The organism is Wolbachia endosymbiont of Ctenocephalides felis wCfeT (genome assembly GCF_012277295.1).
In the GTDB taxonomy this organism is placed as follows: Bacteria; Pseudomonadota; Alphaproteobacteria; order Rickettsiales; family Anaplasmataceae; genus Wolbachia.
In genome coordinates this window covers 1,447,690-1,461,388 of record NZ_CP051156.1, presented here as the reverse complement: position 1 = coordinate 1,461,388, position 13,699 = coordinate 1,447,690, and the positions used below count along the sequence as shown (strand labels likewise).

Annotated in this window: 10 protein-coding genes and 1 pseudogene; 5 read left to right on the top strand and 6 right to left on the bottom strand. The window is 35.1% G+C overall.

Going from position 1 to position 13,699, the window contains the following annotated elements; translation table 11 throughout:
- Nucleotides 1-55: 55 nt before the first annotated feature.
- From HF197_RS07160 to uvrC, 3 genes are read left to right on the top strand one after another with little or no spacing between them, the layout of a single operon-like run.
- On the top strand, nt 56-895 hold the full coding sequence (locus HF197_RS07160; protein ID WP_168464824.1) for a glycine--tRNA ligase subunit alpha: 840 nt from the start codon (nt 56-58) through the stop codon (nt 893-895).
- A gap of 3 nt (nt 896-898) precedes the next feature.
- Complete coding sequence (gene glyS, locus HF197_RS07155) at nt 899-3,016, top strand: glycine--tRNA ligase subunit beta (protein WP_168464823.1); 2,118 nt, start codon at nt 899-901, stop codon at nt 3,014-3,016.
- Complete coding sequence (gene uvrC, locus HF197_RS07150; protein WP_168464822.1) at nt 3,000-4,850, top strand: excinuclease ABC subunit UvrC; 1,851 nt, start codon at nt 3,000-3,002, stop codon at nt 4,848-4,850. The genes glyS and uvrC overlap by 17 nt, the downstream gene beginning before the upstream one ends.
- A 72-nt stretch (nt 4,851-4,922) precedes the next feature.
- Here the strand turns inward: uvrC and tnpC are convergent.
- From tnpC to HF197_RS07120, 6 genes and pseudogenes are all read right to left on the bottom strand, one after another.
- Nucleotides 4,923-6,283 (bottom strand): annotated as a pseudogene (gene tnpC / locus HF197_RS07145) (IS66 family transposase).
- Between the two features lie 86 nt (nt 6,284-6,369).
- Nucleotides 6,370-7,536 carry a bifunctional 2-polyprenyl-6-hydroxyphenol methylase/3-demethylubiquinol 3-O-methyltransferase UbiG gene (gene ubiG, locus HF197_RS07140; protein ID WP_168464821.1) on the bottom strand — a complete coding sequence of 389 codons (1,167 nt, stop codon included), beginning with the start codon at nt 7,534-7,536 and terminating at the stop codon, nt 6,370-6,372.
- 94 nt (nt 7,537-7,630) lie between these two features.
- The gene (gene pnp / locus HF197_RS07135; protein ID WP_168464820.1) at nt 7,631-9,883 is read right to left on the bottom strand and encodes a polyribonucleotide nucleotidyltransferase; all 2,253 of its coding nucleotides are present in this window, start codon (nt 9,881-9,883) and stop codon (nt 7,631-7,633) included.
- A 13-nt stretch (nt 9,884-9,896) separates the two neighbouring features.
- Nucleotides 9,897-10,169, bottom strand: a complete 273-nt coding sequence (gene rpsO, locus HF197_RS07130) for a 30S ribosomal protein S15 (protein ID WP_168464819.1) — start codon at nt 10,167-10,169, stop codon at nt 9,897-9,899.
- A gap of 13 nt (nt 10,170-10,182) precedes the next feature.
- Nucleotides 10,183-10,458, bottom strand: coding sequence for a hypothetical protein (locus tag HF197_RS07125; RefSeq protein WP_168464818.1), 276 nt, complete (start codon nt 10,456-10,458; stop codon nt 10,183-10,185).
- Between the two features lie 67 nt (nt 10,459-10,525).
- A complete protein-coding gene (locus HF197_RS07120; protein ID WP_168463866.1) occupies nt 10,526-11,482 on the bottom strand; it encodes an IS5 family transposase in 957 nt (318 codons plus the stop codon).
- Between the two features lie 159 nt (nt 11,483-11,641).
- On the opposite strand from HF197_RS07120, the gene miaB reads away from it, so the two are divergent.
- Nucleotides 11,642-12,967 carry a tRNA (N6-isopentenyl adenosine(37)-C2)-methylthiotransferase MiaB gene (gene miaB, locus HF197_RS07115; RefSeq protein ID WP_168464817.1) on the top strand — a complete coding sequence of 442 codons (1,326 nt, stop codon included), beginning with the start codon at nt 11,642-11,644 and terminating at the stop codon, nt 12,965-12,967.
- A 170-nt stretch (nt 12,968-13,137) separates the two neighbouring features.
- Nucleotides 13,138-13,548 (top strand): hypothetical protein, encoded by a 411-nt coding sequence (locus HF197_RS07110; protein WP_168464816.1) that lies wholly within the window; start codon nt 13,138-13,140, stop codon nt 13,546-13,548.
- Nucleotides 13,549-13,699: the final 151 nt, after the last annotated feature.

Here is a 13,699-nt window from a genome sequence, read left to right as displayed (position 1 = left end):
ACATTGAATAATTCTGATTGATTTATATATTTAGTATAAAAAATGTGCAATTTGCATGGACTTACAAAGCATAATAAAAGGATTGCAAGATTTTTGGTCTGGTGAAGGATGTACTATACTCCATCCATATACATCCGAAGTTGGAGCTGGTACACTACATCCAGCAACAATCATGTCAGCAATTGATGAAAAGCCAGCAAAAATTGCATACCTTCAACCAGTAATAAGACCTGCTGATGGTCGTTATGGCGATAATCCAAATCGCTTATATCAACATCACCAGTATCAGGTTATTATTAAGCCATCTGGTAGCAATCTACAAGATGTCTATTTGAATAGCTTAAAGGCTCTTGGCATATCAACAGACAAATACGACATCAAGTTTATTGAAGATGATTGGGAAAACCCAAGTGTTGGTGCATCAGGGCTTGGTTGGGAAGTCACGTGCAATGGAATGGAAGTAACACAACTTACTTATATACAACAAGTTGGAGGAATTGATTGCAAGATAATCCCTGGTGAAGTTGCCTATGGGCTGGAGCGTTTGGCAATGTGTATACAAGGCATAGACAATGTTTACGATATAATTTGGAATGGCAATAACGTTACTTATGGGGATATCTTCAAGCAAAGGGAATATGAATTTTCTCATTTAGCATTAGACTATTATGATCCAAAGGTAGTACAGCAGCAATTTGAAGATACAGAAAAATTATGTAAATTTCTCGTTGAAAAAGGATTACCTATAGCAGCTTATGATCAATGCATTAAGACCAGTCATCTACTTAATTTACTTGATGCAAGAGGTGTGCTTGGCGTAAATGAGCGTGCAGCATATATTGGTAGGGTTAGATACCTGACAAAAAAGTGTTGTGAATTATATATGGGTAAATAGCATATGTCAGCACAGTTATTATTTGAATGTCTTTCAGAGGAAATACCATCAAGAATGCAGAATTCGGCTGCAGCACAGATTAAGAATTATATCGCTAACATCTTTAATAAAAATAATGTAAAGTATACCTCTATAGATGTTTTTATCACAGCACGCCGTATTGCCCTTTTTGTTGATAACATAAATGCTATAGAACTTAAAGACTCTAATAGTGAAATTAAAGGGCCAAATGTTAATGCACCAAAAAGTGCAATCGAGGGCTTCTTAAGAAAGAATAAAAAAACTGAGAAAGATTTACTAGTCCGCAAAGTAAATAATGAAGATTTTTATTTTGTTAAAAGGGAAAACCGTTCATTTAACATCCAAGAGTTTCTAAAAAATCAATTAGAAGAAATGTTAAAGAATTTTTCTTGGCCAAAGAATATGAGATGGAGCACAGGAAAGGAGAGATGGATTAGGCCAATCAAAAGCATTTTATGCATTTTAAATGATGAGATAATACCTGTATCTTTCGCAGGAGTGACAGCATCTAATGTTACATATAGTCACCGATTTCTCTCAAATAGTGAGCCGTTAACTGTTAATACACCTAAAGATTATTTTGAGCTATTAGAAAAAAATAATGTCATTCTTCATGGAGATAAAAGAAAGCAATTCATATTAGATCAGATTAACAAGTTTACAAAAGAGCACAATGTACAGCTTGAAAGAAATGATTACTTACTTAATGAATTAACTGGGCTAATAGAGTGGCCAATTGTACTGTTTGGAAAGGTGAATCAGGAAAAATCTTACGGGCTGCCAAAAGAAGTAATACTTAGCATAATTAATACACAGCAAAAGTATCTTGCTCTGAGCAATGGAAAAGAAATTTCTCACTTTGTAACTGTGGTGAATGTTAATAATGATCAAGTTATTAGAGGGCATGAAAGAATATTGGAAGCGCGTCTTGCTGATGCGCAATTCTTAATATCTCAAGATAAAAAAGAAAACTTAGATTATTACGTTAAAAAGTTAAATTCTATATTGTTTCATGCTTCACTTGGCAGTGTTGGAGAAAAGGTTAAGCGCATTACCGCTTTATCGAAGTACATAGCAATATGTATTCCAAACGCATCATTGATTAAGGTTGAGCGAGCTGCACATTTAGCAAAAGCAGATCTTGCAACATCGATAGTCAGAGAGTTTCCAGAACTGCAAGGAGTGATAGGTGGATATTATGCTACTCATTTTCAAGAAGATAAGGAAGTGGTGGAAGCTATAATTGAGCATTATAAACCAATAGGGCCTGATCAAGAATGTCCTAAATCACCAGAAGTAATAGCTATATCAATTGCTGATAAAGTGGATAGCCTTGTTGGTTTAATTGCAGCAGGCGAAAAAATCTCTGGTTCATATGATCAGTTTGGTTTAAGGAGAATGGCAATTGGTATTATTAGAGCAATACTAGAAAATAACTTGCATATTCAAATTAAGCTGCTGATAGATAAGTCAGTATCTTTATATCCAAGACTTGCCTTTGCTAAGGATGTAGATCAGTCCAATAAGCCGGCTAGAAAACAAATTGCAGAATTAGTTCTTAAGTTTTGCTTAGAAAGATTTAAGGTTATTTTGAAAAATAGAAATATAAGGCAAGATGTTGTAGATTCAATACTATATAGAGTTGACATTAGCGATCTATTAATAGCAGAAAAGCAAACTGAAATACTAGATGGCTACCTTAACACATCAGAAGGTGAACAAATTATAAGTGTTTATAAGAGAGTTAGTAATATAGTTAGCAAAGCAGAAAAAAATGATAATACTACATACAATGCATCCTATAGTAAAAGATTCTTAATTGAGAATGAAGAAACAAAATTATCAAATTATGTAGTTACTGCTCATGAAAGCATAAAGCAGGCAATAAAAAATAACCACTTTAATGCAGCACTTGATGAGCTTACTGGTTTTGCTCCATTTATTAATCAATTTATGGACAATGTAAAAATCAATTGTGATTCTAGTGAATTGAGAAGAAATAGACTATCTTTGCTTGCCAATGTAGTTTCTATCTTTCACTTAGTGGCAGATTTCAGTCTCATACAGGTTAAGCAATGCATCAATGCTCAAGCAATATAGAGAACAAATAAAATCATCTCCAGAGTCTTGTGGCGTGTATAAGATGATAGGAGATAAGAATAAAATTTTATACATTGGTAAAGCAAAGAATTTAAAATCAAGGTTATCCGATTACCTTCAGTTTGAAAGCCTTTCTGAGCGAATCAAAGTAATGATTTCACAAGTGGTAAAGGTTGAAACTTTTATTACTAAGAATGAAATCGAAGCATTACTCCTTGAAGCACAGTTAATAAAGTCACTGAAACCTCCTTATAATATTGTGCTTACTGATGGAAAATCCTATCCTTATATAACAATTTCCAAGCATGAATACCCAAGAATAGCAAAATATAGAGGTAAATTTAAAAAGGATGAATTTTTTTACTACGGCCCTTTCCCATCTGCTGCTGCTGTTAAAAACACTATCCTATCATTACAAAGAGCTTTTCTCTTGAGGGTTTGTTCAGATCAATATTTTTCTTCAACAAAAAGACCATGTATTGAATATCAAATCAAGCGCTGTTCAGCACCATGTGTAAATAAAATCGCAAAAGATGATTATCGTCAATCAGTGAAACAAGCACAGGACACACTGCTTGGAAAAAATAAAGAAGTGCAAAAGCAACTACTTTCATCAATGGAAAAATGCAGCAATGAAATGAACTACGAACTTGCTGCTGTTTATCGCGATCGACTAAAATTTCTGCAGCAAATTCAGATGCAGACTACTGATTTTTCTTTTGAGAAAGATGCAGACTTTTTTAGCATTGCACGCGAAGCAGATTTGGCATGTATTAATGTGCTGTCATTTAGAAATAACTGCAATTATGGAGCTGTACCTCACTTTATTGAGAATTGTAGTGATCACCTAGATGAAGAAATTTTATCTACATTTTTGATCAATTTCTATAATTCAGTTAATGTACCGCCCACTCAAATCTATGTTCCTGATTCCACTCAGGATACGGAGACTATAGGTCAAGCATTATGCGCAGTTGCTAAAAAATCAATAAGAGTTCTGCATGCACAAAATAATGAAGAACGTAAGTTGCTAGAGTTTATTTATAACAACTCTCAACATAGTTTAGAACAGAAATTGACAGATTATAGAAACAATCTAGAAAAACTTGAAGAGCTAAGTAAAGTTTTTTCATTGCCAGATATTCCAAAGCGCATCGAGATTTATGATAACAGCCATATCTCTGGAAATCAGCAGATTGGTGTCATGGTTGTTGCAGGTAGGGAAGGTTTTTTAAAAAGTGAGTACAAAAAATTTACCATTAAAGAGGAAATTTCAGGTGACGACTATAGAATGATGAGAGAGGTATTGACTAGACGTTTTTCTGGCAATATGAAAAATTTAATACCTGACTTTTTGCTAATTGACGGTGGACCAGGGCATGTTTCCATAGTGCAAAATGTTCTGGATATATTAGGTATTCACATTCCTTTTGCTTGCATGGCAAAAGGCCCTGACCGCAATGCAGGAAACGAAAGATTTTATACGCTGGGCAGGGAAGAATTCAGTCTAGCAAATGACAGCAAGCTCATGCTTTATTTACAATCACTGCGCAATGAAGCCCACCGTTTTGCAATTACTACACACAGGAAAAAACGTGATAAACAGTTTATTGTATCACATTTGAGCAAAATACCTGGCGTTGGTAACAGGAGAAAAAAGGCATTAATGTCTTACTTTGGCTCAGTAGAAAATATCAGTAAAGCTTCTTTATCTGAAATCCAAAATGTACCTGGAATTAATAAAAGCTTGGCAGAAGTAATTCTTAAGCACTTGAATTATGAAAAAGCTACTAATAAAGGTTATGATATAGCCAACCAAGATTTACCGAAATAAAGTTATCATTACAGGGATGACACCCTTTTGTGGACGATTGGCCTAAAACACGTATCCATTCAGGTGTATGGCTTAAGAAGCAATAGCCAGTAGGTTTTGAAAAGGATTTAACTTCTTTTGCCTCCAAGTCAAGTACAATGAAATTATCCTCTCAAGAAACATATTTCCCCGTTTCGATTGTGTAAAATATGAAACTTTTCGGTAAACAACGTAATGCCGAATCTGTCGCTCAGCATAGTTGTTTGTCAGTGGAATATTTTCTGGATCGTCCAAAAATTTCCACATCATCAGATCCGATTTCATGATATTTTTTGCTACTCGAGACGCTCCAATTGCCTCGGGTAAATTTGATATATTCTTTAAGTAATATCTCGTTCGCTTGCGTAATTTTCTTGCTCTTCTTATGAACCTTAATGTGTCTATTTCATCCTTTAACAGAGCTTTTTTCAATGCAAATAATTCAGTAGCAACATTCCTTAAATAATACCCCAAAACTTTCACTTCGCTATTCCAACTATGAGACAACCTTTCAAAATCTCTTGCTAAATGTGCCCAACAGACCTGCCTTTTCTTGCTGGAAAAGTAGTTGTAAGCTGCATATCTGTCGGTCACTACTAGGTTGTTATTCTTTCCAAATTTACTATTTTCCAGGACTTTCATCCCTCTTGACTCTGTCAATTTGATCACACTTCCTATTTTGCTCGCAAACATCCAGCACCAGCCCTGTTTACCTTTGTTGTAATGGCTAGTTTCATCGATATGTAAAATTTTGCTCTTGCTTACCTCTTCCTCAATTTGCTCATATGCTTCTTGGCATTTTTCTGCCACTCTAGCCTCGCTATTTGATACACTACCGACGCTGATATCCAGGTTGAAAATGTCCTTTATAATATTTGCCACTTCTTTTTTCGAATTCTTGTAAAATCCACTTAATGCTGTAATTACTGACTTAACTCTTGGACCAAATGTGTCCGCAGTTACTCCTTCTTGTAGCTTGCTACTTTTTCTTTTTCCACATCTTTTGCAACGTCCATGCTCTAGTTAATATTCAACTACATACGGCTTGATTTCCGGCAAATCGACCTTTTGATGAGTATACGGATCTTTTGATACCGCAATTTCTCCTCCGCACTCACACGTATTGGGCAGTTCTATTTTTACCATCTCATCTGCCTCCATTTTAGGGCGGTAACTGCCTTTATGTCCAACCTGTGCTCCTACTTTCCTGTCACTTTTTGGCTTATTTTCCCTCATCTTATATAATTCTTTGGAGCTTGGTATAGATGAATTTTTTGAATTTAAGCCAAGCCTTTCTTTTAACTCAGCGTTTTCGATCCTTAGCGCTTTATTTTCTGCTTTAAGCTCTTCTATTTTTGTTTCTAACTTTTCTATAGTCTGCTTAAACTTTCGCAAAATTCTAAAAGATCAACCATATTACCTCACAGCCACTCTAGTTTACCTTTTTAGCATTCCTTGTCTACTCTTTATTTTACCGCCCAGCTGAATGGATACGTATGATTTATATAACACTCCTCTTTCCACAGAGTACATAATTAACATCAACGTCTTTGGTTAATTCCCACTCACGCTTCATTACGCTGTATTCCATGCCAGCCATATTATACAATGTAATATTATGGTCTCTCAAATAACCTGCAATCTTTGCTGGTTTTAAAAATTTATTCCAGGTATGTGTCCCTTTTGGCAACCAGTTTAATACATATTCTGCTCCAATTATTGCAAGTAAAAAGGATTTTATAGTCCTGTTTATTGTAGATATAAAAATTATTCCCCCTGGCTTTAGTAATTCTACCACTCTTTTAATGAAAAGCTCCAAATTATCTACATGCTCAACTACTTCCATAAGCAAAACAATATCGTATTTTTCATCATGATTTTCAACGCAGGTGTTCTGATACTTTATGTTCAACCCCACTTTTTCCGCATGTGATCGTGCTACTTTTATACTTTCTTCACATACATCTATTCCCACAACATTCATACCAACTCTGGCCATTGATTCTGATAAAATACCACCACCACAACCAATATCAAGTAACGATAGCCCCTTTAGATCACAATCTTTTAGTTCTTTTATTTTTTCAATAATGTAAGATGCCCTGACAGGGTTTATCATGTGTAGTGGTTTAAATTTACCATTCTCATTCCACCACTCATCAGCCATTTTGGCAAACTTTGATACTTCACCTTCATTGTAAGTTTTTTTTTTCTCATCTAAATGATTGATTTCATCGAGCTTTTTGATGCGCTCTTCATGCCTGCTTTCTTTTGAAAATTCTGTCTCTAAAAATTGTTTCACTATCTCTTTTGCCAGCTTATTGTTAGTAAATCTTGCTCCAAGGCACAATACATTAGCATCATTATGTTCTCGAGCTAGCTTTGCAACTTTGGTACTATTACATAAAACAGCTCTAATTCCCTCAAAGCGATTTGCTGCAATGCTCATGCCAGAACCCGTGCCACAAATTAATACTCCATAATTTGCTTTTTTATCTGTTATATCCTTTGTAACTTTAATTGCATAATCTGGATAATCCACAGACTTTTGCTCAGAAGTGCAACCATGATCCGTAACTGCATAACCCAAATCTTCCAGATAAGATTTTATCCATAATTTCAATTCACAACCGGCATGATCCGAAGCGATTGATATTACACATGACATATGTAGTTCAAGAATACCTAAAACATGATCTTAATCTTCCTGCTAAATTCCAGCAAGAAAATAATTCTTATATATTGTCATTTCTATACAAGCTTTAATAAAAACCTGATGACGGATCAAACTTTGGTTGCCTGTTTCTATTACTAAAGTCTGAACGAGGGCGAGAAGGCCGCTTTCCTCCAGGCTTCCTACCAAATGCATTATGATTCTCTCTGTCATTCGTATTGCCTCTTTTTTCCTCATTATAAAGCTCACCTTCAAAAAACTCTCCTGTTTCCTGATTAACTCTACGCCTTGACAATTTTGGGCATCTGCCTTTTTCAAAATCAATTACTAGTGCTTTAAAAGTATCATCTAGTTTTAACATGCTTTCTATAGAGTCTATGTGCTCATTAGCTATTTCGCTTATGTGCATCTTTGCCTTTCTTCCATTAAGAAGCTCAAGTTCTACAATAGACTTTTCTATTCTTACAACTTTAGCATCAACTATAGCACCTTGTTCCAATTCTGTAATTGATTCAATCATCATATTTTTTGCAATTTCAGCCTCAGTGTTGCTCATAGCGAAAACAGAAACTTTACCATCATCTGCTATTTCAATTTTTGCATTACTTTTTTCGCATACATTGCGTATATTTTTCCCTTTAGTACCAATAGCTGCAGAGATTTTATCTTTATCTATGTAAAACGATAACATTCTTGGTGCATGTTCTTTTACATCATCGCTATGCTCTGAAATAACTGCATTCATTTTCTCTAAAATGTGCAACCTTCCAGCTTTTGCTTGTTCTAAGGATTTTTCAACAATCTCAAAATTTATACCAGAAATCTTCATATCCATCTGCAGAGCTGTAACACCTTCACTAGTACCTGCTACTTTAAAATCCATATCACCAAGGTAATCTTCATCACCCAGGATATCAGAAAGTATTACATACTCATCCTTATCTTTGATGAGGCCCATAGCAATTCCAGCAACTGGTGCTTTTATTGGTACACCTGTATCCATTAAAGCAAGAGATGTTCCACAAACTGTTGCCATAGAGGAAGAACCATCTGATTCCATAATTTCAGACACAACTCTTATAGTGTAAGGAAACTCAGATTTGTCAGGTAAAACAGGATGAATTGCTTTCCAAGCTAGTTTACCGTGTCCAATTTCCCTTCTTCCTGGCGCACGAGCAGCCGCAGCTTCTCCAACTGCAAATGGAGGAAAATTATAGTGCAACATAAAGTGCTCACGTCTATCTCCTTCAATGTCATCTATAATTTGTTCATCTTGTGTAGTACCAAGAGCAGTAACAACCAGCGCCTGAGTGTTACCTCTGGTAAATAGTGCTGAGCCATGGGTTCTTGATAAAATATCAACTTCCACTTCTATCTGGCGTATTTCATCTTTTTTACGGCCATCTATTCTTTCGCCTTTCTTTCTAATTATTTCACGTACTAAAGCTCTTTCGAAGTTTTTTACTGCATATGCAATTAACTTTTCGTCTTTTCCTGCTTCTACTAGAGCATTTACTATATTCTCTCTAATTGCTTCTAAAGCTTGAACGCGTTCTTGCTTTACTGTTAGTGAATACGCTTTTTCAAAGTCTTTACTGTACTTCTCAAGTTCTTTTGTTATGTCTGATGCATCAACAGGGATAAAATTTTCAGGTTTATTGCCAACTGTGTCAGCAAATTCTTTTATAAATTCAATAACTGGTTGAAGATGTTCATGACCAAATTTCATTGAATTTAAAACACTCTCTTCAGAAAGCTCTTTTACTTCCGATTCAACCATTAAAATTGAATTTTCATCACCAGATAAGAATAAATCCAAACTGCTTGATTTTATCTCTTGAACGGAAGGATTGAGTATATAGTTATTATTCTCATCACAACCAACCATCACTCCAGCTATAATAGAGTGGAAAGGTAAACCAGAAATTGCAAGAGCTGCAACAGTACCGATCAATGCCGGAACTTCAGGATAGTTTACTGTATCGTAAGTTAATAAATTACATATTACACTGATTTCATCATGAAAACCCTCTGGAAACAGTGGTCTTATACTTCTATCTATTATTCTTGAAATTAAGGTTTCTCTATCCGATGGCTTACCTTCTCTTTTAAAGAAACCACCAGGGATCTTACCCATAGCATAACTTTTTGCAATAAACTGCACATTGAGAGGTAAAAAATCAACACTTTCTTCTTTCTTCTTATGTACTACAGTAACTAAAACTGATGTTTCACCATAACTTACTACTACTGAACCATGGGCTTGGCGTGCTATTTTTCCTGTTTCTAAGGATAAGTCACGACCTCCCCATTCTATAGATTTTTTTATAATTTTAAACATATTAATTCCTCGATTATTTTCTAATGCCTAACTTCTCTATTAATTCCTGATAGGCCTCATTACCAAATTTTCTCTTTATATAATTTAAGTGCTTGCGTCTTCTACCTATTAATATAAGTAAACCGCGCTTAGAGTGATGGTCATGCTTATGCATTTTAAAATGTTCGGTTAAGTTGCTAATTCTCTCGGTTAAAATTGCACACTGTACAAAAGATGACCCAGTATCTCCTTCTTTAATTGCATATATATTAATCAAACTCTTTTTCTTTTCGGATGTTATCGACATCTAAACCTCATATCTAAATATTAAAAACACGAACAGGTTTCACGCAACCATTAATAAAACTACAGATTGCAACAGGTACATCACCCACTATAACATAACAAATATCATAATTATTTAAATTACGCAAGTTATTTAATGTAATTTCTTGGCCATTTTTGATTTTTTCTGCCTCTTCTGCAGAAATTTCAATTTTAGACATTGATTTTAGGATTGATACGATAGGAATAATGAGATCACTTTTTGGTGTAATTCCAGTTACATCTGTGCGAACATTGCAAGATGATGTCATTCCAGCGCGTGACGCTGGAATGGCTTTGTTGCATCGCTCTTTGGATAGGAGGCAATGCATAATAAATTCATGAAGCTATCTCAAATTTAGCCATGCCTATTTCAGTAAATTTGTTCAGCAAATAACACTTGAGTAGCATTTCTTTCTCACGGTTAATCTCAGATTTGTTCCTAAAACTAAACCCAAATGTTTGCTTCAGTCGCGAGAAAAAACTTTCTATATAAGATCTCTTCCCATAATTTATCTCTTTTTTCCACTTCTTCATACCATCTTCACCATATGACTTTATGAGCTTGATTGTAGAATTTCTCTCAGCCATATAATCCAGCTTTGGATGCTCCACTGCATTGTTTTGCAGAGGAATTTTTGTCTTTATGCCAAGCTCATTGCACAATTTGTATAACTTCTTTCGATTATATGCTCTGTCTGCATATAGTGTGCTTATATTGTATTTAGCATTAGCCCTTGCAATAAGATCACAGGCTCCATAGTGGTCAGAATAAACTCCACTACTGTATTTTGCAGCTATGACTTTTTTGCTACCTATCTCCAGCATTACATGCAATTTTCTTGTTTGCTTATAGCCACGGTACTTTCTATCTGTACCGTTTGCCTTACTATGGCCTGGAATATTATTGTAGATGCTTATTCCAGTGCTATCTATGGCGATCTCAATATTTTCCATACTGTTTTTATCATGTCTTCGATCATTAATTTTTAAGTTAAGCTTTTTGAATCTTCTGGAAGCCTGGGAATAGCTGATAACTTGCAAATTTTTTCCTATTTGCTCAAGGTATCCCGCTATAAACCCCACCGTTTGTCTTAGGCCTATTCTAAACAAATAAGTTATTATGTGAATTAGAATTACGACTTTATCACTATAAATATTGTTGCTACCGGCCATTTTGGGACTTTTTTCGTACCAATTTTCTATGGCATCGTTGACGTAATAAAAAATATTTCCTCTTTCTTGGAGAAATTTGTTATATTCGTAGCAGTTACTGACTTTCATTTTGACTGGCATATTTTTCCTTTGTCGGTTAAATGCCTGTTTATAATGAATTTCGTCAGTAACTGCCAGTTCTTTTTACTTTAGCTATGCAACAAAGCCATCCCAGTGTCAAGCACTGGGATGACAACAAAATAGTTGCTGTTATTCATGATTATACAAGAGCTCTAATTTATGAAAGGTCTATACATCAAAACCTATGGCTGTCAGATGAACGTTTATGACTCTGTGTTAATGGAGAACATAATAAAACCTCTAGGGTTTAATGTTGTCAGTGGTGCAGAGGAAGCTGATTTGGTAATACTTAATACCTGCCATATTAGGGAAAAAGCGGCAGAAAAACTTTATTCAGAGCTTGGAAGAATCTACTTGTCGAAAAAAAATAAAGAAACTACCATAGTAGTAGCTGGATGTGTAGCGCAGGCAGAAGGAGAGGAGATATTTAAGAGAGCACCGTTTGTTGATATTGTTGTTGGTCCACAAAGTATTGCTGCTTTGCCGGAATTGATAGTTAAAGCAAGTAGAAGTAAAGGTCATGTGATAGATACTGATTTTCCTGAGGTTGCAAAGTTTGATAAATTGCCAGACGAATGCTATGGAAATAGCCAGGGCTCATCTGCATTTCTTTCTATACAAGAAGGCTGCGATAAGTTTTGTACATTTTGTGTGGTTCCCTATACTCGTGGTGCTGAATATTCGCGACCTGTGAACGAGATATTTCGCGAAGCATTGAAATTAGTTGCAAGTGGTGCAAAGGAGATCAATTTGCTCGGTCAGAATGTAAATGCTTATCATGGGGAATGTGAGGGGGAAATTTGGGATTTAGGAAAACTAGTTAGTCATATTGCTAAAATTGAGAAACTTGAGAGAATTTTCTATACCACTTCTCATCCAAGGGATATGCATGAATCCCTCTATTTGGCACATGCGCAAGAACCAAAGCTTATACCTTTTGTCCACCTACCTGTTCAATCTGGTTCGGATAAAATATTGCATGCGATGAATAGAAAGCATATGGTAGAGGAATATTTAGAAATAATAGGCAAATTTCGCAAACTAAAACCTGAAATAGAGTTTTCCTCTGATTTTATAGTTGGTTTTCCTGGAGAAACTGAGAAAGATTTCGAGGAAACTATGAAATTAGTGGAGGTGGTAAAGTACATTCAAGCTTATAGTTTTAAGTATAGCCCAAGACCAGGAACACCAGGAGCAGAAAGAAAGGATCAAGTACCAGAAGAAATCAAAACGGAGCGTTTGCTACGTCTGCAAGAGTTAATTCGCAAAAAACAGCTTGAATTTAATCAAAGCATGATAGGCAAAATCGTACCTGTCTTATTTAGTGGTAAAAAAGGTAAGCACCAGAACCAAATTGTTGGTAAAAGCCCTTACATGCAATCAGTTTGCATTGATGATCCAGAAGGCAATTATATAGATCAAATAATGAATGTAAAAATACAGGAGGCTTGGCAAAGCAGTTTGTTTGGACAGGTGCATTTATAAAAGAGTAAATATTTTAAACTTTTTTATAGAATAACAGCGTTTTTTCTTTTATCTTTTCTTAAATTAACACCGTTACGTGAACGGATACTGAATAAAGCTACTGTTGTTTAGTTTTTATTTATAGTTAAATGAGTATAATTTATAGTATATATTTTAAGGGATAAGATAATATGTCTTTCAAATTACGTAATGTTTGCTTAGTATTATCTGTGACGATTTTGCTCACTGGATGCTTTGCAACGATATTTTCTGGTTCTACTCAGGGAATCAAAGTAAAAGTAACAGATGATGAAGGCAATTTGATTCAAGGAGTAAGGTGTGTTATACAGTCTGCATCAGGGGCAAGCAACTTTCTTACATCTAATCCTGGAGTAGTAATTGTTCAACGAGGTTCAGGACCATTGTCAGCTGATTGTCAAAAATCAGGTTATAAACAACTGCATACTATGGTAGGTGACAGTTTTAATGGGATTACCTTGTTAAATATGTTATGGTTACCTGGTTTTGCTATTGATGCAGTAACTGGAGCTTATAAAAAATATCCGTCACACTATGTAGTGGTAATGGAGAAATCTGATTAATATCAAAAAGGTATTCATGTACTTGACTTGGAGGCAAAAGAAGTTAAATCCTTTTCAAAACCTACTGGCTATTGCTTCTTAAGCCATACACCTGAATGGATACGTTAGTATAGAGATGAAGTTCGAATTCTTGAATGGTGGAGGTTAGTAT

Bases quoted from the DNA above. Each gene is read 5' to 3' on its own strand.
- HF197_RS07120 (WP_168463866.1), bottom strand. From the start codon at position 11,482: ATGCCAGTCAAAATGAAAGTCAGTAACTGCTACGAATATAACAAATTT.
- miaB (WP_168464817.1), top strand. From the start codon at position 11,642: ATGAAAGGTCTATACATCAAAACCTATGGCTGTCAGATGAACGTTTAT.
- pnp (WP_168464820.1), bottom strand. From the start codon at position 9,883: ATGTTTAAAATTATAAAAAAATCTATAGAATGGGGAGGTCGTGACTTA.
- rpsO (WP_168464819.1), bottom strand. From the start codon at position 10,169: ATGTCGATAACATCCGAAAAGAAAAAGAGTTTGATTAATATATATGCA.
- HF197_RS07125 (WP_168464818.1), bottom strand. From the start codon at position 10,458: ATGACATCATCTTGCAATGTTCGCACAGATGTAACTGGAATTACACCA.
- ubiG (WP_168464821.1), bottom strand. From the start codon at position 7,536: ATGTCATGTGTAATATCAATCGCTTCGGATCATGCCGGTTGTGAATTG.
- HF197_RS07110 (WP_168464816.1), top strand. From the start codon at position 13,138: ATGTCTTTCAAATTACGTAATGTTTGCTTAGTATTATCTGTGACGATT.
- uvrC (WP_168464822.1), top strand. From the start codon at position 3,000: ATGCTCAAGCAATATAGAGAACAAATAAAATCATCTCCAGAGTCTTGT.
- HF197_RS07160 (WP_168464824.1), top strand. From the start codon at position 56: ATGGACTTACAAAGCATAATAAAAGGATTGCAAGATTTTTGGTCTGGT.
- glyS (WP_168464823.1), top strand. From the start codon at position 899: ATGTCAGCACAGTTATTATTTGAATGTCTTTCAGAGGAAATACCATCA.